Below are 19,665 nucleotides of genomic sequence, written 5' to 3' on the forward strand. Positions count from 1 at the left end.
TATGTACTGTCCGTTTTGTAATGCAGATGATACCAAGGTGATTGATTCACGCCTGGTCGGTGAAGGATTTCAGGTGCGTCGTCGTCGGCAATGTGTGGTATGTAATGAACGTTTTACCACATTTGAAGTAGCTGAATTAATTATGCCTAATGTCATCAAAAGCAATAAAGTTCGTGAGCCATTTGATGAAGATAAATTACGTAATGGTATCAAACGAGCATTGGAAAAACGCCCGGTAAGTTTTGATGCAATTGAAGATGCAATAACCCGTATAAAATCAAAACTGCGTGCAACTGGCGAACGTGAAATTCCAGCTAAATTGATCGGTGATTATGTGATTGAAGAGCTAAAAAGTCTTGATAAAGTGGCTTATATCCGTTTTGCTTCTGTCTACTTTAGCTTTGATGATATTGAACAATTTAGTAATGAAATTGCCAAGTTACAACAGAAATAAACTGCAATATGACATTTATGAGTGATAAAGATCAGCATTACATGCAGCAAGCTATCGAACTTGCTAAGCTTGGGCGCTTTACAACGACACCTAATCCAAATGTCGGTTGCGTTATCGTTAAACACGATCAGATTATTGGTAAAGGCTACCACTTTAAAGCAGGGCAGCCACACGCCGAAGTGTATGCGCTTAAAATGGCGGGCAAAGCGGCGCAAGGTGCAACTGTTTATGTCACGTTAGAACCCTGTAGCCATTATGGACGAACTCCACCATGTGCTGATGCTCTTATTAAAGCTGGGGTGGCTCGTGTTGTTATTGCGATGCAAGATCCTAATCCAACCGTTGCCGGTCAAGGCATAAAACGGTTGGTTGATGCGGGAATTTTGGTAACATTAGGTGTTTTGACCGAACAAGCCGAAGCGCTTAATAAAGGCTTTTTAAAACGAATGCGAACAGGTCGACCTTATGTACAACTTAAACTTGCCGCATCTTTAGACGGTAAGATCGCAATGGCTTCCGGTGAAAGTCAATGGATAACATCGATAGCTGCAAGGCAAGATGTTCAGCAATTTAGAGCGCAAGCAAGTTGTATTTTAAGCACCCGTGCAACAGTGCAAGCCGATAATGCTAGCCTCACTGTACGCTATGCCGATTTGCCTAACGATATTAAACAGATCTATCTACCGGAAAACATCAGACAACCCGTTCGCGTTATTATTGATAGTCAAAACCAACTAACTGGCGATGAAAATATTTTTCAGCAGCCAGGCGAGACATGGGTTGCCCGCAAACAAGATATTGCCATTAATCAACCAAATACTCAGTTAATCATTGAATCCTCAAACCATAATCATATTGATTTAACCCAATTATTCAAGCAATTGGCTGACAATCAAATTAATTCCGTTTGGGTTGAAGCTGGCGCTCATTTAGCAGGATCCTTAATAGAGCAAGATCTAGTTGATGAACTTATTATCTATTATGCACCGAAACTATTGGGTCATGATGCACAAGATATGTGTATATTACCTAATTTACACCAGTTATCTATGGCGCCAAATTTCCAATTTGAATCAGTGGCAATGATTGGTGAAGATTTGCGTGTTATGTTGAAAAGAAAATAACGGTCTTCTTTAAGAGAGTCAACAAATAACCTAGTATAGATTGGCATTTTTAAGCTTAATATTTTCTTTAACGGTTACTAAAAAATATAAACGATTTGAAATGTGACTAAAAAATCCCATGAGTATGAATAATTACGCTCATGGGATCATTGGCTATTAGTTGGCTTGAATAATCGCTAATAAATCTTCAGGTGTTTTAACCTGTTTGATTCTTTCAAGCGTATCTTCAGCAATCACAGCTCGGGTTAATTGACGTAATATATCTAAATGCTCATTCGCTTTAGCGGCAATACCAATCACAACGTATGCAGTATTATTGTCCTCATCCCAATTGATACCTTGTGGAAAGTAGATAACTTTCAATCCTGTTTTTAGCACACTATCACGCTTTTCTGTTGTCCCATGAGGGATAGCAATACCATTTCCTAAAAAAGTTGAGATTTGTGAATCACGGTCAAGCATTGCTTGGGTATAATCTTGCGCCACGAATCCGGCTTGAATCATATTGTTAGACACCAATTCAATTGCTTGTTGTTTGCTGTATGCACCTTCAATAATGGCGATATCCTCGGGGGTTAATTTTAAATTACTCATATTTCCTTCCTTGTTTGAGTCGATATACCGATAAAATCGGCATATCGAATTGATTACCTAGCGAATTTATTCATTGCTCTTTCTTTTTTCATGAATACGTAATAAACCTAATAAAATTGCGCCGACTAATGCACCAACAAAAATACAGCCTACCCATAATAGTGGTTTATTGACTAGTGGTAAGACTAAAAAACCACCATGCGGAGCAGGTACTTGAATTTGACAGATAAAAGTTAATACCGATGCAATAGCTGAAGATAACATCATAATAGGGATAACTCGTAACGGGTCTTTAGCGGCAAATGGAATTGCACCTTCAGTAATGTGAGTCGATCCTAAAATATAATTGACAATACCGGCTGCTCTTTCTTCTTCGTTAAAAGCTTTAGCACGAAATATTGTGGTTGAAAATGCAATAACAAATGGTGGGGCAATACAAGCAGCTGAAACGCCCGCCATAAAATAGAAATTACCTTCACCAAGTAACATTGTGCCCGTGACATAGGCCGCTTTATTTACTGGTCCACCAAAGTCAAATGAACACATCGCACCAATAACAACACCTAACAAAATAGGATTTCCAGATTGTAATGATTCAAGGAAAGATTTCATGGCTTTATTAATGCTGGCAATCGGTTCACCGAGTAAAAACATACCGCTACCAATCACAAATACACCAATAAGTGGCATTATAAAAATAGATTTTAAGCCTTCAAATGAACGTGGTAGGCCATCTAATAATTTTTTGACAGCTAGCATTAAATAACCTGCTGCGAAGCCGGCAATAATTCCACCTAAGAATCCGGCTTCAGTGATATTGGCAATTAAACCACCGACAAAACCGGCAACCATTCCCGGTCTACCACTAATTGAATAAGCTAAGAAACCGGTAAAAATAGGCACCATAATATCAAATGCTTGTCCACCAATTTTCTTTAGTAATGCGGCAAATTCATTATATTGTTCATTTTCTGGATAAGAGGAATAAATACCCCATAAAAAAGATATTGCAATCAGCACCCCACCTGCGACAACAAATGGCAACATGTTTGATACGCCACTCATTAAATGTTTATAAATCTGGCGACCAATAGACTCTTTTACTTCGCTTTGATTGGCAGAATTAGATTGTTTTACATTAGCTTTATCTGCATTACGTATTGATACATTGCCGGAGGAAATTTGTTCAATTAGTGCTGCTGCTTTGTGAATGCCGTCTTTAACGGGTACTTCAATTACGGGTAATCCATTAAAACGATCCGCATTGACATCTTTATCTGCGGCGATAATAACACCAATTGCGTCGGCAATATCAGCATCGGTAATAAGATTATCGATACCGCCAGCACCGTTTGTTTCGACTTTAATCTCAACCCCGGCTTTTTGCGCCGCTGATTTGAGTGCTTCTTCTGCCATATAGGTATGTGCAATACCGGTAGGGCAACCTGTTACGGCTAATATTTTTTTCATCGTCATCTCCCTTACTTGATTTGGGTAACTTCCAATTTATCCATATAAGTACTGATTTTATCTAATAGGCCTAATCCGTCGGATTCTGCAACATTAGCACCTGTTGCAGAGGCCTTTTTCATTGCTGTGGCAATGTTGTTTTGATCTGGCAGCCATTCGCTTAGAAATGCCGCAAGTGATGAGTCGCCTGCGCAGGCCGAACTGACCAGCTTTATGGCTACAGAATTACAAAACCAAATGTGTTCTCCATTTGAAAAATAAAGTCCTTTGTCTCCCATAGTTAATAAGATATTTTGCGCACCTTTCGCGTGAACAGACTCTAATGCCGAAACAACTTGTTGTGTTGTTTTACACTCAAAACCAAATATATCTTTTAATTCATCATCATTAGGTTTAATTAGTAACGGTTGATAGCTCAGCAAGTTACTGAGTATTGGATGGCTAATATCTAAAATGACCTGAATATTTTTGTTTTTGCATTTAGCTAAAATTGTTTGGTAGTACTCTGGTTCAACATTATTTGGCAAACTCCCGCTTATGACTAAATAACTACCTGCTGTTAATGATTCAATCAAGGCTAACATTTCAGCTTTTTTATCATCCGGAACAAAAGGTCCTTTACCCACTAATTTGTATTCATTTTGTCCGTCATTGATAAACACATTGATGCGAGTAATATCATCAATGAAACAAGGAATTGTTTGAATTTGCATTTTAGTTAGTTCATCAACAATGTATTTACCGGAAAATCCACCAAAGAAACCCAATGCGCAAGTTGGCTTGTTAAATTTATGTAATACAATTGAAACATTGACCGCTTTACCATTCGGACTGTATTGCGTGAGTGAAGTGCGGTTGACACAATTTGGATTGAGTCCGTCACAACGTATATTCATATCAATTGCAGTATTGAGGGTTAATGTGTAAATTAGCATATCGACCTCTATAATTTGCCAGCACATCCACAGGTAGTAATGATTTTTTTGACAATTTCTTTCATCGCCAATTTTGCCGGTTTCATATAATGGCGTGGGTCGTTAGCATCGGGATTTTCAATGAGATAACTTTTTAACGCATCAGCAAAAGCAATTTTTAGTTCGGTGGCAACATTGACTTTACAAATCCCTCGCTTGATACATTCACGTACATCTTTATCCGGCACACCCGATGCACCATGTAAAACAAGAGGTATATCAACTATTGAACGAATTTCAGATAAACGATCAAAGTCAAGCTTAGGATCTGACTTATAAAGCCCATGTGCTGTACCGATTGCGATAGCTAAAGAGTCAATTCCTGTTTTCTCAATAAATTCAACTGCCTGTTGTGGATTGGTATATAATGCATCTTTTGCATCAACCACTAGATCATCTTCAATACCACCAAGGCGACCTAATTCGGCTTCAACGCTAACATCGTAACGATGAGCATATTCAACAACTTGTTTGACAATATTAATATTTTCTTCAAATGGGAAATGGGATCCATCTATCATAACTGAGCGAACACCAGCATCAATTTTGTTGATAATATCTTGGTAACTTTCATGGTGGTCTAAATGGAGGGCTAAAGGGACGTTATGTTTTTTGGAAAGTTCGTAGGCTATTGCGATGATATTTTCTGTCCCGGCATAGCTATAAGTTCCTGGTGTTCCCGCTAATATAACCGGCGATTGCAGTTCAGCGACTGTTTCGACCACAACTTGCATGGTTTCCAGATTGTGGATATTAAAAGCGGGGACTGCGTAGTTTTCCTTTTGGGCTTTTTTTAACATGTTATTGCTTGAAATAATAGACATTCGGCTACTCCTTAACTTTTTGTCAATACTATTTAAATTTCAATACACTCTTTCAAATCGAAAGTTATTTGGTCTAATTATTATTGCAAAATGAAGGTTATGCCAGCAGAATTAGAGTGATATAGATCACAAAATTGCACTTTTTATTGTTTAAAAAAAAAGATTGATTACAAAATATCGAAAAAAAATTTACTTTCCTTTAACAAAAGTCAGCGCTCAAATATTAATATAAAAATAATATAATTTAGTAATTAAAGGTCTAGATTGTTTGTTATTGACCGCATGTATGTTAAATTTATTCGTACTATTTACCAATTACATAGGAAGTGAGAATTGGCTAGAGCATCTTCTACTCTATTAAAACGTCGATTGGATATCGCAGAAATTGTTCGAAAACAAGGTGAAGTTAAAGTCGACGAATTATCAGATCAGCTTCAAGTTTCGAATGTTACTATTAGACAAGATCTTACATATTTAGAACAGCAAGGATATTTAAAGCGCTCTTTTGGTGGTGCTATCTATATTTCTCCTAGCAAAATAACTAATAACTCAACTCTCCTAACGTCAAATTACCCTTCAGGTATTGAAGGTGGTGATATTGATTTAGTTAAAACTTGTTTAAATTATATCAATGACGGCGATACTATTTTTTTAAGTCATGGCGATTTAATTCGCAAACTTATCCCTTTTTTACATAGCAAAAAATCACTAAGAATCATTATGAATGATATTAATAATGCGCAATTGGTGAAAGAGTTCTCAGATGCAGAAGTGATTTTAATTGGCGGTGTATTACATGATGATATTGTGATTAAAAGTTATAATCAATTAGCGATTATATGTGAGCAATATCCTATCACGCATTTTATTCTTGAGTTAGCGGCAATCAGTGTAAATAATCAATTAATTATTGAAAACATTGAACAAAAAGAAATTTATAAACGATTATTAAAACATGCTAATCATACAATTGGCATATTATCGCAAAGAGGTATTTCAGAAGATAATAATAGTATTGGAAAATTGAAACAAATGGATGTTGCAATCTTATCAAAACCAGCAGTGACAGAATATCATCAACAATTGTTAAAATCTAATTTTAAACAATATGCTATGAATAAATATTGCGTCAAGTATCATAATTTACCAGGAGCATAATATGAGTTTTAAAATTTGCACAATCGGAGAGCTACTTGTTGAATTTCTAGCTAAAAAACAACATCAGCGCTTTGATCAAACTGGTGAGTTTATTGGGCCTTTTCCAAGTGGAGCACCAGCAATTTTTGCCGATCAGGTGGCTAAATTAGGATTTCCTGTGGTATTTTTTAGTTGTGTCGGTAAGGACAGCTTTGGCCAGATGTGTATTAATCGGCTAAAAAAAGATGGTGTGAATATTGAAGGTATCACATCCCACAGCCGGGCTAATACTGGCAGCGCATTTGTAACTTATCAAGACTATAATGAGCGTGATTTCATATTCAATATACCTAATAGTGCTTGTGGCTTATTATCCTTTGATCATATCGATGAGGGTTTACTCAAAGATTGTAACCATTTACATGTTATGGGTTCATCGCTTTACTCATTTCGAGCGATTGATGCAATGCGCAAGGCTCTCGATAGAATCAAAAGAAAAGGTGGGACGATCTCATTTGATCCTAATTTACGCAAAGAGATGTTTAACATTCAAGAAATGGAACAATCTTTCGATTACATTTTGGAATATACCGATATATTTTTGCCTAGTGAAAATGAAGTCAGCTATTTTACTCATAATAATGAAAGCGAAGAGCAGACGATGAGAGCTTTACTCGAACGTGGTGTTAAGCACATCGTTGTAAAAAGCGGCGCTAAGGGCGCAAATTACTATGGCTTAGATGAAAATAGTAATTTAAAAAAACTTCATGTTGATGGTTTTCCGATAGATTCAATTGATCCAACCGGGGCAGGAGACTGCTTTTGTGCGACATTTGTTAGTTTGATGTTGGCAGGATTTTCGGTTGAAATGGCTTTACAATATGCTAATGCAAGTGGCGCTTTAGCGGTATCGAAAAAAGGACCAATGGAAGGCACTACAACATTGTTAGAGATCGAAGCATTCTTATCTAAATATCAAACCTGCTAAAATAGTTGTTTTCCTTATTTAAAAATTTTAGCGAAAAAAAATCCCAATAACAGAGTTATTGGGAAAACATAAGGAATAGGAAAACAATGAATTTATGCATTGTCGGATACTATTATGCACCCTTTTCCTCTAAAAGTATGTAAAGAGATACATATGATTGATTAAAAAGTAAGCGATTATTATGTAAAATTATAGTAAAGATTGGTTTTTGGCTTATTTAAAAAAACTTTTCAAGTGAATTTATAAAAAAAGCTCTAATAGCGAATTAAGAAATAACTTCCCATGATCGGTAATTTGCCAATGCTGGTTATCTTCAATAATATAATTTTTATCAATAGCTTGCGTTATTTGTTGATCTATAGTCTGTAAAGGTAAAAAAGTTCGTTGTTCAAATTCATGTTTCGGGGTCGGTTCAAATAGCCTGAAGCGATTCATAAAAAACTCAAATGGTAAATCGGCTTGTTCAACGGTATTAAGCTTATCTAAATAACGGCCTTCAAGATAGCCTTTAGGGTGTTTGGTCTTCACTGTTCGAATTATTTTACCGTCAGATTGCGTTATTTTTCCATGTGCACCACATCCAATACCTATATAGTCACCAAATCGCCAATAATTAAGATTATGCTGACATTGATAATTCGTTTTTGCATAAGCAGATGTTTCGTATTGTTGGTAACCATTTTCCGTTAAAAGTTGATGACCTGCTTGATAGATCGCCCAAAGCATATCATCATCAGGTAGAACCGGAGGTTTAGATCCAAACAGAGTATTAGGTTCAATCGTTAACTGGTACCAAGACAAATGCGGTGGGGCAATATCAATTGCTTGTTTTAAATCATATAAAGCATCATCTAATGTTTGATTTGGTAAACCATGCATTAAATCTAAATTGAAGCTGCGTAAATTTAAATTGTGTGCTAGTTTCCCGGCATCAATGGCTTCTTGTTGATTATGGATACGCCCTAACTTTAACAATTTATCTGCTTGAAAACTTTGTACACCAATTGAGATACGATTTATCCCCGCTTGTTGATATCCATTAAATCGCTCAACATCAACCGAATTCGGGTTTGCTTCTATAGTGATTTCGGCATCACTATCTATAGGAATAACTTTATTAATGTTCGTTAATAATTTATCGATCAGTTCGGCAGAAAAGAGGCTTGGTGTACCTCCACCAATAAAAATAGAATGAATAGATCGATTCTGACAAAGTAATACATCCTGTTTTAAATCGTTAATTAAATGATCAATGTAATTTTCATAGTCTGGGGTAGCTTTTAATGTATGAGAATTGAAATCACAATAAGGACATTTTTGTACACACCATGGCATATGTATATACAAACTTAATGGGATTTTATACTCAAACATATACCTTTCCTGAAATCTTTTGACATGTTATTCAAATAGCCGCCTATATTACTCTAATTTACTAAAAAAAGCTGTTTTACATTTATTCCGTCTTTATAATGTGCCTAAAAAGCGTAAAATCAATGCCAGTTTTTAAATTTATTTTTTCAAGTTAACTTGCATAGTTAGCCAAAAAAGTTAGTAAAAATTATTCAGGAGTAGGTATGAGTATTATTAAGCAAATTTTAGAGAGTCATTCAGCAGAAAAATCATTAAGTCCGTCGGTTAATCAAATCACATTTGGTGAACTACCGGTATTAGTTATTACTCACAAAACTTGTCGTGCGGCTGTTGCCTTACAAGGCGCACATCTATTATTTTGGCAACCTTCAACCCAATCTTCCCCGGTTATCTGGTTGAGCCAAAAAACACATTTTAAAAAGCAAAAAGCTATCCGAGGCGGTGTGCCGATTTGTTGGCCTTGGTTTGGTCAACTAGGTGATCCTGCTCATGGTTTTGCTCGAATAGTTGATTGGCAACTTGATTCGTGTCATGAGGATGATAATGGCGTTGATTTAGTGTTATCGCTAACTAACAATCAGCAAACCGAACCATTTTTTACTCAACCTTTCCATGTTTGGCTAAATATTCATGTCGGACACACTTGTCATGTAACACTAAGTTGTCAAGGTGATTTTGATGCAACAAGCGCATTACATACCTATTTTGGTATTAATAATATTCATGATGTTGTGGTTAAAGGTTTAGGTGAAAACTATCAAGAACGTTTATCGGTTGAAAATAAACCAACAACGGCGGGTCAGTTAACTTTCGATCAAGAAGTTGATCGTATTTATACTCACCCTAGTGACAAAATAACTATTGCGGATGGTAAAAGAACCATTGAATTGACCAATATCGGAGCCAGTGATGTGGTGACATGGAATCCATGGATCGATAAAGCCAAAGCTATGGCTGATTTTGCTGATGAAGAGTATCAATCAATGGTTTGTGTTGAAACCAGTTGTATCAACAAACCGTTAAAATTATCGCCAAACGCTAAAACGGCCTATGGCTTTAAGATTGAATTGATTTAACTGTTTTACCATTGCTTTTTAACGCAATCAAAGGTTAGCTTTATCTTGTTATGAGCTGATTATTTGATTGCGTTTATCAACATAACACTTTATAATCGCTAGCGCTTTTAAAGCACCAAATTGATAGCCAACTACTGGGTCGCCTGTAATTGGTTTTTTTATTTAAAATTATTAAGAGAATCAAACATGTTTAAATTTAAAGCAGAAGTAAGAAAAGAGCATGGTAAGGGTGCGAGCCGCCGCCTGCGTCACGCTGGTCAATTTCCAGCCATTGTTTATGGTGGAACTGAGCCTGCGATTTCTGTTGTGTTAGATCACAACCAAATTTTCAATATGCAAGAAAAACCAGAATTCTATTCTGAAGTACTTACTATTGAAGTTGACGGTAAAGAAATCAAAGTTAAAGTACAAGCAGTTCAACGCCACGCATTTAAACCAAAATTAGTTCATATGGACTTTGTGCGCGTTTAATCAACCGTTTGTTGGAATTTATCCAATATAGCTTCAAGTAAAGGTCACCTAAATGGTGACCTTTTGTTTTAGTGTAAAATAGGGCAAATACCTATTATTATGATTTATACTATTAACAGGGTGTATACTGGTAACAAAAAATAATAGAATAAGTCAATCAATACCATTTTTAGGAGAACACCATGTCTGATATCCCAGCCTGCGATTTAGTTATTTTCGGTGCAAAAGGGGATTTGACGAGGCGTAAACTTTTACCGTCTCTATACCAATTAGAAAAATGTGGAAAACTGCCAAAGCAGACCAAAATTTTAGGCGTAGGGCGAGCTGAGTGGGATCAAGCTGCTTACACTGAAGTAGCAAAAGATGCATTAACGACATTTATGTCAGAACCATTAGATGAAACAGTTTGGCGTCGTTTTAGCCAACGACTCAATTTTCATAAATTAGATGTAAATGACACCTCAGGTTTTCAAGCATTAAAAACTAAACTGGATCAGAATCATCCGGCTATCTTCTATTTTGCTATGCATCCAAATGCATTTGGCACCATTTGTCATGGTTTGGCTGAAGCTGGATTAAATCAATCCAAAAATCGCATAGTAATGGAAAAACCATTAGGGTTTGATTTACAATCTTCTCGTGAGATTAATGATTCTGTGGCAAAATTTTTCAGCGAATCACAAGTTTATCGTATTGACCATTATCTGGGTAAAGAATCGGTTTTAAATTTACTCGCATTACGTTTTGCTAACCCGATTTTTGCCTCTTTTTGGGATCGTAACTCAATTGATCATGTAGAAATAACCGTTGCTGAGCAAGTTGGTATTGAAGGTCGTTGGGGATATTTCGATAAAGCAGGTCAAATGCGGGATATGGTGCAAAACCATTTATTACAAATTTTAACTATGATTGCTATGTCGCCACCAGCTAATCTTGCCGATGATAGTTTACGCAATGAAAAAATAGCGGTGTTAAATGCATTAAGGCCGATCAATAAAAGCAATCTTCATGAAAAAGTTGTACGTGGGCAATATACTGCAGGCTTTGTAAATGGTATTAATGTTCCGGGCTATTTAGAAGAAGACGGAGCAAATAAAGAAAGCCATACTGAAACATTTGTTGCTATTCGTGTTGATATTGATAATTGGCGTTGGGCTGGTGTACCATTCTATTTGCGAACCGGAAAACGATTGCCAAGCAAATGCTCAGAAGTTGTCGTTTACTTTAAGCCATTACCACTTAACTTATTTAGTGAATCTTATTCTAAGCTTCCACAAAATAAACTAACGATTCGGTTGCAACCGGATGAAGGCATGGATATTGAAATTTTAAATAAAGTGCCTGGTTTGGATAGTACTCATAATCTTCAAACAACTAAACTGGATTTAAGTTTTAGTGAGACTTTCCATCAACCTAGTGCGGATGCTTACGAGCGTTTATTACTGGAAGTAATGCGAGGGCGACAAGCTCTATTTGTACATCGTGATGAAGTAGAAGCTGCATGGAAATGGGTTGACTCAATCATTAAGGCGTGGAATGCTGATAACGAATCACCTAAAACCTATCAGGCTGGCACATGGGGCCCTGTTGCTTCAGTTGCTTTGGTTACTAAAGATGGTTATTCATGGCATGAATTTGAATAAAGGAACATAACTATGTTTACATTAAATAAATATGATAATAGCCAATTACTTAATAAAGACCTTATTTCACATATTGTCAATGCGTTAAAACAAGCGATTGCTGAAAAGGGGCATGCTTCTCTAGCTGTTTCTGGCGGAAAAACACCTATTCCTTTATTTACTATGCTCAGTGAGCAAGATTTAGAATGGAATCGTATTTTTATTACTTTGGTGGATGATAGATGGGTAGATGATACTGATGATGCCAGTAATGAAAAATTAGTGATGACTTATCTGTTGCAAAATAAAGCAAAACTGGCTAATTTTGTCGGCTTAAAAAACAGTTGCGATAACCCATTTGATGGTGCTCAATTGACTGAAAAAGAGTTAACTAAAGTGCCAATGCCTTTAGATGTAGTCATTCTAGGTATGGGAGAAGACGGGCATACGGCATCACTTTTCCCTGGAGCGGCTAACTTAATGGCTGGATTGGATATGAACTCTGGTCGAAAAGTTATTGGCATGACCCCATTAACTGCACCTCTTGATCGCATTACCTTAACTTTACCAACAATTTTAGATAGTAAAAATATCTATTTACATTTAGTTGGTGAAAGTAAATTAGATGTACTTGAACGGGCAGAAAAAGGTGATGATATTGATGAGATGCCGATACGTGCAGTGATAAAACAAAATATAGTCAATGTTATTGGATTTTGGGCTGCTTCATAAATTAGTCAGATTAGCCGACAAAAGTCGGCTAACTAAATTAAATCCTCCTATCTCGATTGAACATTAAATCTAATCCAACTCTTTCTTATTAAGAAAATGTGATTTTTTATCTTGAATAAAATAGCCATTCGATATTTAGTAATATTTTGATTTTAAATAATTAATTTCTAATTTATGTTTGAATTTTCTTAAATAAACATCAATCATGATCTTTATAAATAAAACGGCTGAAATTAATTGATTAAATACCTATTATTTTTGTTACTTTTGTGGTAAAAAGTGGGGTTAAGTGGTAAAAATATAAAAAATATTTAACTGTTTGATTTTAAATCATTTTAAAAATAATAAAATTAATAACAAATGGTGCTTTCATGTTTAGTGGTGCAATTTCGGTCAATTTAGATAGCAAAGGGCGAATGGCTATTCCCACTCGTTATCGTGAATTTTTGTCCGAAGGTATGGTATGTACCATTGGCTTATACCACCCATGTTTAACACTTTACTCACTTTCAGAATGGCAACAAATAGAGAAACAATTATCAACTTTATCCTCTGTTGTTGAAGCTGAACGGCGAATTAAAAGGTTATTACTCGGTTATGCAACAGAGTGCCCAATGGACAGTGCCGGAAGAATATTGTTGCCACCAACTCTACGCACCTATGCAAAATTAGAAAAACATACAATGTTTGTTGGCCAATCTAACAAATTTGAAATTTGGGATGAAGCGATTTGGTATCAACAAATTAGTGATGATATCGCTGCGATATCAGCAGATGTTGAAAACTTATCCGATAATTTAAAAAATTTAACAATTTAAAAGAGTAAAAGCGTGATGAATTATCAACATACAACGGTACTATTAAATGAAGCTGTTTCTGCATTAAATATCAAAGAAAATGGTATTTATGTTGATGGTACTTTCGGTCGTGGTGGGCATTCTCGTCTTATACTCGAAAAACTAGGTAAAAACGGAAAACTTATTGCGATAGATCGTGATGAGCGAGCACAGCAAGAGGCTGAAAAAATAGATGATCCCCGATTTCAATTTATTCGAGGTGAGTTTTCAAATATTTATCAATATCTCGATGATTTAGGATTAATCGGTAAAATAGACGGATTTTTGCTCGATCTTGGTGTCTCATCTCCACAATTAGATGATCCTCAAAGAGGGTTTTCATTTATGCGAGATGGTCCACTTGATATGCGTATGAATAATCATAAAGGCTTAACTGCTAGCGAATGGTTATTAAGAAGTGATGAAGATGATATTGCATGGGTATTGAAAACATTTGGCGAAGAAAAATTTGCCAAGCGTATTGCCCGAGCAATTGTGGAACAAAACAAAGTTACACCAATAACGCGCACATTAGAGTTAGCTAATTTAATTGAGAAAGCAACACCCAAAAAAGATAAGCACAAACACCCTGCTACACGTAGTTTTCAAGCTATTCGTATTTACATTAATAGTGAATTGGAAGAAGTTGAACAAGCATTAGATAGTAGCTTGTCCGTACTTGCCGATAAGGGAAGATTAGCCATAATTAGTTTTCACTCTTTAGAAGATAGAATTGTTAAACAATTTATTAATAAACAGAGTAAAGGGCCAGATATTCCTGCGGGATTACCATTAACTCAACAGCAGATAAAACAATATGGTACTGCTAAGTTAGCTTCACTAGGCAAAATTAAGCCAACTACTGTTGAAATTGATAATAATCCACGTTCACGTAGTGCAATATTGAGGGTAGCTGAAAGAAAACATGAAGAGTAATCAAAATAATAGTCATTATGTAGACAACACAAAAAGACCAATTCAAAGTTTATTTGGTTTGATTGTAGGTGATCTTTTTGGTCACCAAAAATTGTCTCTATTATTGCTTATTTTTGTTATTCTTTCTGCTGGTGCGGTTTTAATCACAACGCAACAAGTGCGTAAACAATTATTTGAAAGAGAGCAGCTTTTATTAGAACAGGATGTGCTAGAAAGCGAGTGGCGAAATTTAGTTATTGAAGAAAATGTTCTTGCAGATCCAAAACGAGTTGAAGATAAAGCGAAAAATCAATTAGGGATGTCTTATGTGACACCTCAAAATGAAACCGTTATTGTGATAAAGAGTAAATGATGAAATCTGTCACTAAACATAAAAAAGATAAGAACTCAGTAAGGACAAATAAACCGAATAAACTAAACAGTAAAAAACAGTTTTTTACACCTAATCGCTTTTATATAGTTTACGGTTTTATCATAGTTGCCATTGTTAGCTTGATTGTTCGAATGGCAATTTTACAGATTATTGAGCCTGAGAAATTAATTTCAGAAGGCAACAAACGTTCAATCCGTCATCAGGAAATGGACGCACCAAGGGCAATGATTACCGATCGTAATGGTCGAGCACTTGCTGTTAGTGTGCCTATGTATGATGTTTGGGCAGATCCAAAAATTGTTGTACAAAAAGGTGGTGTAAAAGCTGATGATATAAGGTGGCAAGGTTTAGCAAAAACATTAAATATACCTATGTCGACGCTTGAAGAGAAGTTAAGCAATCCCTCTATGCGTTTTGTTTATTTGTCTAAGCAAATAACACCGACAATATCGGATTACTTAAAAAAGTTGAAATTACCGGGAATTTCGTTTGCTAAAACATCAAAACGTTATTACCCCGCAGCGCAAAATATTGCTCAGTTAATTGGACTAACCGATATTGATCAAAATGGCACTGAAAAAGGTTCAGAAGGAATCGAAAAAAGCTTTAATAAGTGGTTAACTGGTGAGTCAGGACAACGTGTAGTTAGACGTGACCGACTGGGTCGTGTTATTGAAGAACTACAACGAACAGAAAGTGAAGTAGCTTCTGATTTAACATTAAGTATTGATGAACGACTGCAATCTTTAGTTTATAGCGAGCTTAGCCAAGCAGTTGAATTTAATAAAGCAGATAGTGGAACTGCGGTACTAGTTGATGTGCATACGGGTGAAATATTAGCTATGGCCACAAGCCCGTCTTATAACCCAAATAACCGATCGTCAATTGATTATAGCTTACTGAGAAATCGTGCCGTAACAGACGCTTTTGAGCCAGGGTCAACAGTTAAACCTCTTGTTGTTATGGCAGCTTTAGAGAAAAAAATTGCAGATTTAAATACTGTCATTGATACCAGACCTTTTTTAGTTAATCGATATGAAATTAAAGATGTGTCATATCAGAAATCACTTAATCTAGCAGGTATTTTAGAAAAATCGAGTAATGTTGGCGTAAGTAAATTGGCTTTAAAAATGCAGTCCGGTGACTTAGTCGAATTTTATAGTCGCTTTGGGTTAGGACAACCTACCGAGTTAGGCTTGGGTGGCGAAGTGAGTGGATCAATTGCAGCCGATAGAACGCGTAAATGGGCGGATATTGAACGTGCGACTTTTGCTTTCGGCTATGGATTAAGTGTAACTCCAGTGCAACTAGCCAGAGCTTATGCAACTATTGGCAGTTATGGTATTTATCGACCGGTTTCTATTTTAAAAGTAACGCAACCTGTTGAAGGTGAACGGGTGGTTTCTGAAAAAATTGCTAAAACGGTTGTTCAATTAATGGAAGCCGTAGCTGTAACTGGTGGCGGAACTAAAGCATCAGTGCCCGGCTACAGCGTTGGTGTAAAAACCGGTACAGCGAAAAAATTGTCGGGTGGCAGGTATGTTAATCAATATTTAGCTTATACAGCAGGTATTGCACCTGCTTCAGCACCAAAATACTCTTTGGTGGTAGTGATCGATAACCCAAAAGCCGGACAGTATTATGGCGGCTCAGTTTCCGCTCCAGTATTTAGTCGTATTATGGGCGGCGTACTTAGAACAATGAATGTAAAACCCGATCGCCAAGTCGATGGGCAAATGATTATATATTAATAGGTGGTAGTGATGGCTATAAACACTTTTAAAAATTTACTTAAATTATTGGGTGTAAATCAGAAAATCAAGGTCAATGATTTTCCACTCAATAATTTGAAAATAGATAGTCGCAATGTAAATAAAGATGATGTGTTTATTGCTATTAAAGGTTTCACCGTTGATGGTCGGGATTTTATACCGCAAGCTATTTCAGCCGGAGCAGTAGTTGTTTTAACTGAAACAAATAGAAAGTTGAATGATTTAAAAATCAGTTATATTAAACAAGACAACAAGCCAGTGGTTCCGCAAATTAGTGTTTATCGTCTTGCTCAAAAAGTTTCAACTATTGCTAATGATTATTATCACTCACCATCAAATCACTTATCATTGATTGGCGTGACCGGAACAAATGGCAAAACAACTATCACGCAGTTGATTGCTCAATGTACAGCATTATTAAATGAAAAAGTTGCAATTATGGGCACGATAGGTAATGGTATTTACGATAAACTTGAACCTTCCACTAACACAACTTTATCTGCTGTTGATATTCAATCTTTATTAGCTGATTTTGTAAAAAAAGATGTTACAGTCGCTACCATGGAAATATCTTCCCATGGCTTATCCATGAATAGAGTAAAAGGGTTACACTTTAGTGCGACTGTGTTTAGTAATTTAAGCCGTGATCATCTTGATTATCATAAAACGATGAATAAATACGCTAAGGCAAAATGGTCATTATTCAGTCCGGATGAGAAAGAAAGGCAAGTTATAAGTTCAGGAAAACCGATCATCAATTATGATGATCCGTATGGTAAACGCTGGATTGAAAAACTGTCACAGGTTACCGCTGTATCATGTCAACCTAAGTCATTACGACGATTAAAGGCACTTAATATGGAGTATGTTGGTGTGTCAATGATTGAATATCATGATAAGGGTGCCAAGATTCATATGGAATCGAGTTGGGGCAATGCAGTTATCAATAGTCGATTGTTAGGTGAATTTAATGTATCAAACTTATTATTAGCTGTCGCCACACTTTTAACGCTTAATTACCCATTTTATGCAGTTGTTAATATGGCTTCTTTTCTTAAACCTATCTGTGGGCGAATGGAAGTTATTCATGTCAACAATAGTCCAACAGTGATTGTTGATTACGCCCATACGCCTGATGCACTACAAAAAGCATTGCAAGCTAGCCGTATTCATTGCAAAGGAAATTTATGGGTGATTTTCGGTTGTGGTGGTGACAGAGATACTGGCAAAAGGCCGCTGATGGCTCAAGTGGCTGAACAGTTTGCCGATAAGATTGTGCTTACTAATGATAATCCACGCACAGAAGATGAAATGAAAATTATCCACGATATTGAACAAGGTTTTCAAGCTGTTAAAAAAGATGTTCAAGTGATTACTGATAGAGTTCAAGCGATTAAACAAACATTGGCACAAGCGGATGTAAATGATGTGATATTAATTTCCGGTAAAGGACATGAAGATTATCAAATTATTGGTAAAACAAAACACCACTTTTCGGATCAACAAACAGTCAAACAGCTTTTAGGAGTAGAGAATCAAGTATGATTCCTTTAAATATTGAGCAGATTATAACAGTCGTTAATGGCGAAAGTTATGCTATAGAAGATCAAAGCGTTGCTATTGATAGTATATGCACTGATTCGAGAAAGATTGTTGCTAAATCATTATTTATTGCGTTAGTCGGGGAAAATTTTGATGGGCATTTATTTGCCGAGCAAGCGATAAAAGCGGGGGCAATAGCTGTTGTTGTCAACCATAAAATTGACAGTAATATTCCTCAAATCGTTGTAAAAGATACCCATTGGGCACTTGGCGCTATTGCTACTTATATTCGTCAACAATGCTCAGCCAAAATTGTTGCATTGACAGGATCATCCGGTAAAACTTCGGTTAAAGAGATGACAGCTGCTATTTTACAGTGTTGCGGACCGACCCTTTATACACAAGGCAACTTTAATAATGATATAGGGGTTCCTTTAACACTATTTCGTTTAACTAAACAAGATCAGTATGCCGTAATTGAATTAGGGGCAAATCATATTGGTGAGATTGCTTATACCACCAAGCTAGTTAAACCTCAAACAGCATTAATTAATAATATTGCTGAAGCACATATTGAAGGTTTTGGTTCTCTTGCTGGTGTAGCAAGTGCTAAAGGCGAGATTTTTTTAGGACTACCAGAAAATGGCATAGCCATTATCAATTTAGATAGTTGCAGTGATAAATGGTTTGATCAGTTAAAAGATAAAACAGTATGGACTTTTTCATTAAATAATTCAGCAGCAAATTTTTATGCTAGCAATATTCAATTTGGTGAAAAGAGTCGGTTTACTTTACATACGCCTCATGGTGAATGTGAAATTGTTTTACCTTTAGTTGGTAAACATAACATATCCAATGCTATTGCTACTTCGGCTTTAGCGATTTCTGTCGGGGCGAGCTTTGATCAAATTAAGCAAGGTTTACAAACATTGCAACCTGTTAAAGGGCGGTTATACCCAATAAGATTAAAACAAAATCAACTAATTTGGGATGACTCTTATAATGCCAATGTCGGTTCGATGTCAGCAGCCATTGATGTTTTATCTACTCAACCAGGATTTAAAGTGTTAGTAGTTGGTGATATGGCTGAGCTTGGCAATGATGCAGCTAAATATCATCAACAAATTGGTGAATTGGCACAACGTCAAAAAATTGATTGTGTTGTGAGTGTCGGGCAGTTAAGTCAATATATTAGTGATTACAGTGGTGTTGGTCACCATTTTACCCACAAACAAGATGCTGTGAAATATCTGTTAACACTGTTACATCAACATTCCACTTTAACTATGTTAGTTAAAGGTTCTCGTAGTGCCAAAATGGAAGATGTGATAGAACAAATTAAAAATGAACAATAAAATATAAGTCA

Annotated in this window: 19 protein-coding genes; 14 read left to right on the forward strand and 5 right to left on the reverse strand. The window is 36.1% G+C overall.

The genetic code is table 11. From position 1 onward, the window contains the following. The first annotated feature begins 1 nt into the window (after position 1). Both nrdR and ribD read left to right on the forward strand, forming a co-directional pair. Complete coding sequence (nrdR, locus tag J3U42_RS00715; protein ID WP_220218035.1) at positions 2 to 454, forward strand: transcriptional regulator NrdR; 453 nt, start codon at positions 2 to 4, stop codon at positions 452 to 454. Positions 455 to 471: 17 nt separating this feature from the next. Beyond that, positions 472 to 1,578 carry a bifunctional diaminohydroxyphosphoribosylaminopyrimidine deaminase/5-amino-6-(5-phosphoribosylamino)uracil reductase RibD gene (gene ribD, locus J3U42_RS00720; RefSeq protein WP_267335010.1) on the forward strand — a complete coding sequence of 369 codons (1,107 nt, stop codon included), beginning with the start codon at positions 472 to 474 and terminating at the stop codon, positions 1,576 to 1,578. A 156-nt stretch (positions 1,579 to 1,734) separates the two neighbouring features. Here the strand turns inward: ribD and J3U42_RS00725 are convergent, their stop codons facing one another. The 4 genes from J3U42_RS00725 to J3U42_RS00740 all read right to left on the reverse strand — a co-directional run bounded on the left by J3U42_RS00725 (position 1,735) and on the right by J3U42_RS00740 (position 5,440). Beyond that, positions 1,735 to 2,172 (reverse strand): PTS sugar transporter subunit IIA, encoded by a 438-nt coding sequence (locus J3U42_RS00725; protein ID WP_267335011.1) that lies wholly within the window; start codon positions 2,170 to 2,172, stop codon positions 1,735 to 1,737. A gap of 66 nt (positions 2,173 to 2,238) precedes the next feature. Further along, a complete protein-coding gene (locus J3U42_RS00730) occupies positions 2,239 to 3,642 on the reverse strand; it encodes a PTS fructose transporter subunit IIC (protein WP_267335013.1) in 1,404 nt (467 codons plus the stop codon). Positions 3,643 to 3,653: 11 nt separating this feature from the next. Then, complete coding sequence (locus tag J3U42_RS00735; RefSeq protein WP_220218031.1) at positions 3,654 to 4,577, reverse strand: 1-phosphofructokinase family hexose kinase; 924 nt, start codon at positions 4,575 to 4,577, stop codon at positions 3,654 to 3,656. 8 nt (positions 4,578 to 4,585) lie between these two features. Continuing rightward, positions 4,586 to 5,440: a tagatose bisphosphate family class II aldolase gene (locus J3U42_RS00740; protein WP_220218030.1), complete on the reverse strand. Its 855-nt coding sequence runs from the start codon at positions 5,438 to 5,440 to the stop codon at positions 4,586 to 4,588. 333 nt (positions 5,441 to 5,773) lie between these two features. Between J3U42_RS00740 and J3U42_RS00745 the strand changes: the two genes are divergently transcribed. Then, positions 5,774 to 6,598: a DeoR/GlpR family DNA-binding transcription regulator gene (locus tag J3U42_RS00745; protein ID WP_267329927.1), complete on the forward strand. Its 825-nt coding sequence runs from the start codon at positions 5,774 to 5,776 to the stop codon at positions 6,596 to 6,598. A gap of 1 nt (position 6,599) precedes the next feature. After that, positions 6,600 to 7,565: a sugar kinase gene (locus tag J3U42_RS00750; protein WP_220218028.1), complete on the forward strand. Its 966-nt coding sequence runs from the start codon at positions 6,600 to 6,602 to the stop codon at positions 7,563 to 7,565. A 240-nt stretch (positions 7,566 to 7,805) separates the two neighbouring features. Here the strand turns inward: J3U42_RS00750 and hemW are convergent, their stop codons facing one another. After that, entirely contained in the window at positions 7,806 to 8,939 is a 1,134-nt protein-coding gene (gene hemW / locus J3U42_RS00755) for a radical SAM family heme chaperone HemW (protein ID WP_267335015.1), read from the reverse strand. A 203-nt stretch (positions 8,940 to 9,142) separates the two neighbouring features. Between hemW and J3U42_RS00760 the strand changes: the two genes are divergently transcribed. The 10 genes from J3U42_RS00760 (at position 9,143) to murF (ending at position 19,654) form a co-directional block, all read left to right on the forward strand. Beyond that, positions 9,143 to 10,015 (forward strand): D-hexose-6-phosphate mutarotase, encoded by an 873-nt coding sequence (locus J3U42_RS00760; protein WP_267335017.1) that lies wholly within the window; start codon positions 9,143 to 9,145, stop codon positions 10,013 to 10,015. Positions 10,016 to 10,201: 186 nt separating this feature from the next. Continuing rightward, entirely contained in the window at positions 10,202 to 10,486 is a 285-nt protein-coding gene (rplY, locus tag J3U42_RS00765; RefSeq protein ID WP_220218025.1) for a 50S ribosomal protein L25, read from the forward strand. A 182-nt stretch (positions 10,487 to 10,668) separates the two neighbouring features. Continuing rightward, positions 10,669 to 12,129: a glucose-6-phosphate dehydrogenase gene (gene zwf, locus J3U42_RS00770; RefSeq protein ID WP_220218024.1), complete on the forward strand. Its 1,461-nt coding sequence runs from the start codon at positions 10,669 to 10,671 to the stop codon at positions 12,127 to 12,129. Between the two features lie 12 nt (positions 12,130 to 12,141). Then, positions 12,142 to 12,840 (forward strand): 6-phosphogluconolactonase, encoded by a 699-nt coding sequence (gene pgl, locus J3U42_RS00775; RefSeq protein ID WP_220218023.1) that lies wholly within the window; start codon positions 12,142 to 12,144, stop codon positions 12,838 to 12,840. 371 nt (positions 12,841 to 13,211) lie between these two features. After that, positions 13,212 to 13,658, forward strand: a complete 447-nt coding sequence (gene mraZ / locus J3U42_RS00780) for a division/cell wall cluster transcriptional repressor MraZ (RefSeq protein ID WP_220218022.1) — start codon at positions 13,212 to 13,214, stop codon at positions 13,656 to 13,658. A 15-nt stretch (positions 13,659 to 13,673) separates the two neighbouring features. Continuing rightward, positions 13,674 to 14,612, forward strand: a complete 939-nt coding sequence (gene rsmH, locus J3U42_RS00785; RefSeq protein WP_267335019.1) for a 16S rRNA (cytosine(1402)-N(4))-methyltransferase RsmH — start codon at positions 13,674 to 13,676, stop codon at positions 14,610 to 14,612. Continuing rightward, positions 14,602 to 14,964, forward strand: a complete 363-nt coding sequence (gene ftsL, locus J3U42_RS00790) for a cell division protein FtsL (RefSeq protein ID WP_267335021.1) — start codon at positions 14,602 to 14,604, stop codon at positions 14,962 to 14,964. Before rsmH ends, ftsL begins: the two co-directional genes overlap by 11 nt. Continuing rightward, complete coding sequence (gene ftsI, locus J3U42_RS00795) at positions 14,964 to 16,736, forward strand: peptidoglycan glycosyltransferase FtsI (protein WP_267335023.1); 1,773 nt, start codon at positions 14,964 to 14,966, stop codon at positions 16,734 to 16,736. Before ftsL ends, ftsI begins: the two co-directional genes overlap by 1 nt. Positions 16,737 to 16,748: 12 nt before the next feature. After that, positions 16,749 to 18,302, forward strand: coding sequence for a UDP-N-acetylmuramoyl-L-alanyl-D-glutamate--2,6-diaminopimelate ligase (gene murE, locus J3U42_RS00800; protein WP_220218019.1), 1,554 nt, complete (start codon positions 16,749 to 16,751; stop codon positions 18,300 to 18,302). Further along, on the forward strand, positions 18,299 to 19,654 hold the full coding sequence (gene murF, locus J3U42_RS00805; RefSeq protein ID WP_267335025.1) for a UDP-N-acetylmuramoyl-tripeptide--D-alanyl-D-alanine ligase: 1,356 nt from the start codon (positions 18,299 to 18,301) through the stop codon (positions 19,652 to 19,654). Before murE ends, murF begins: the two co-directional genes overlap by 4 nt. Positions 19,655 to 19,665: the final 11 nt, after the last annotated feature.

Source organism: Gilliamella sp. B2923 (assembly GCF_026536565.1).
Classification (GTDB): domain Bacteria; phylum Pseudomonadota; class Gammaproteobacteria; order Enterobacterales; family Orbaceae; genus Gilliamella.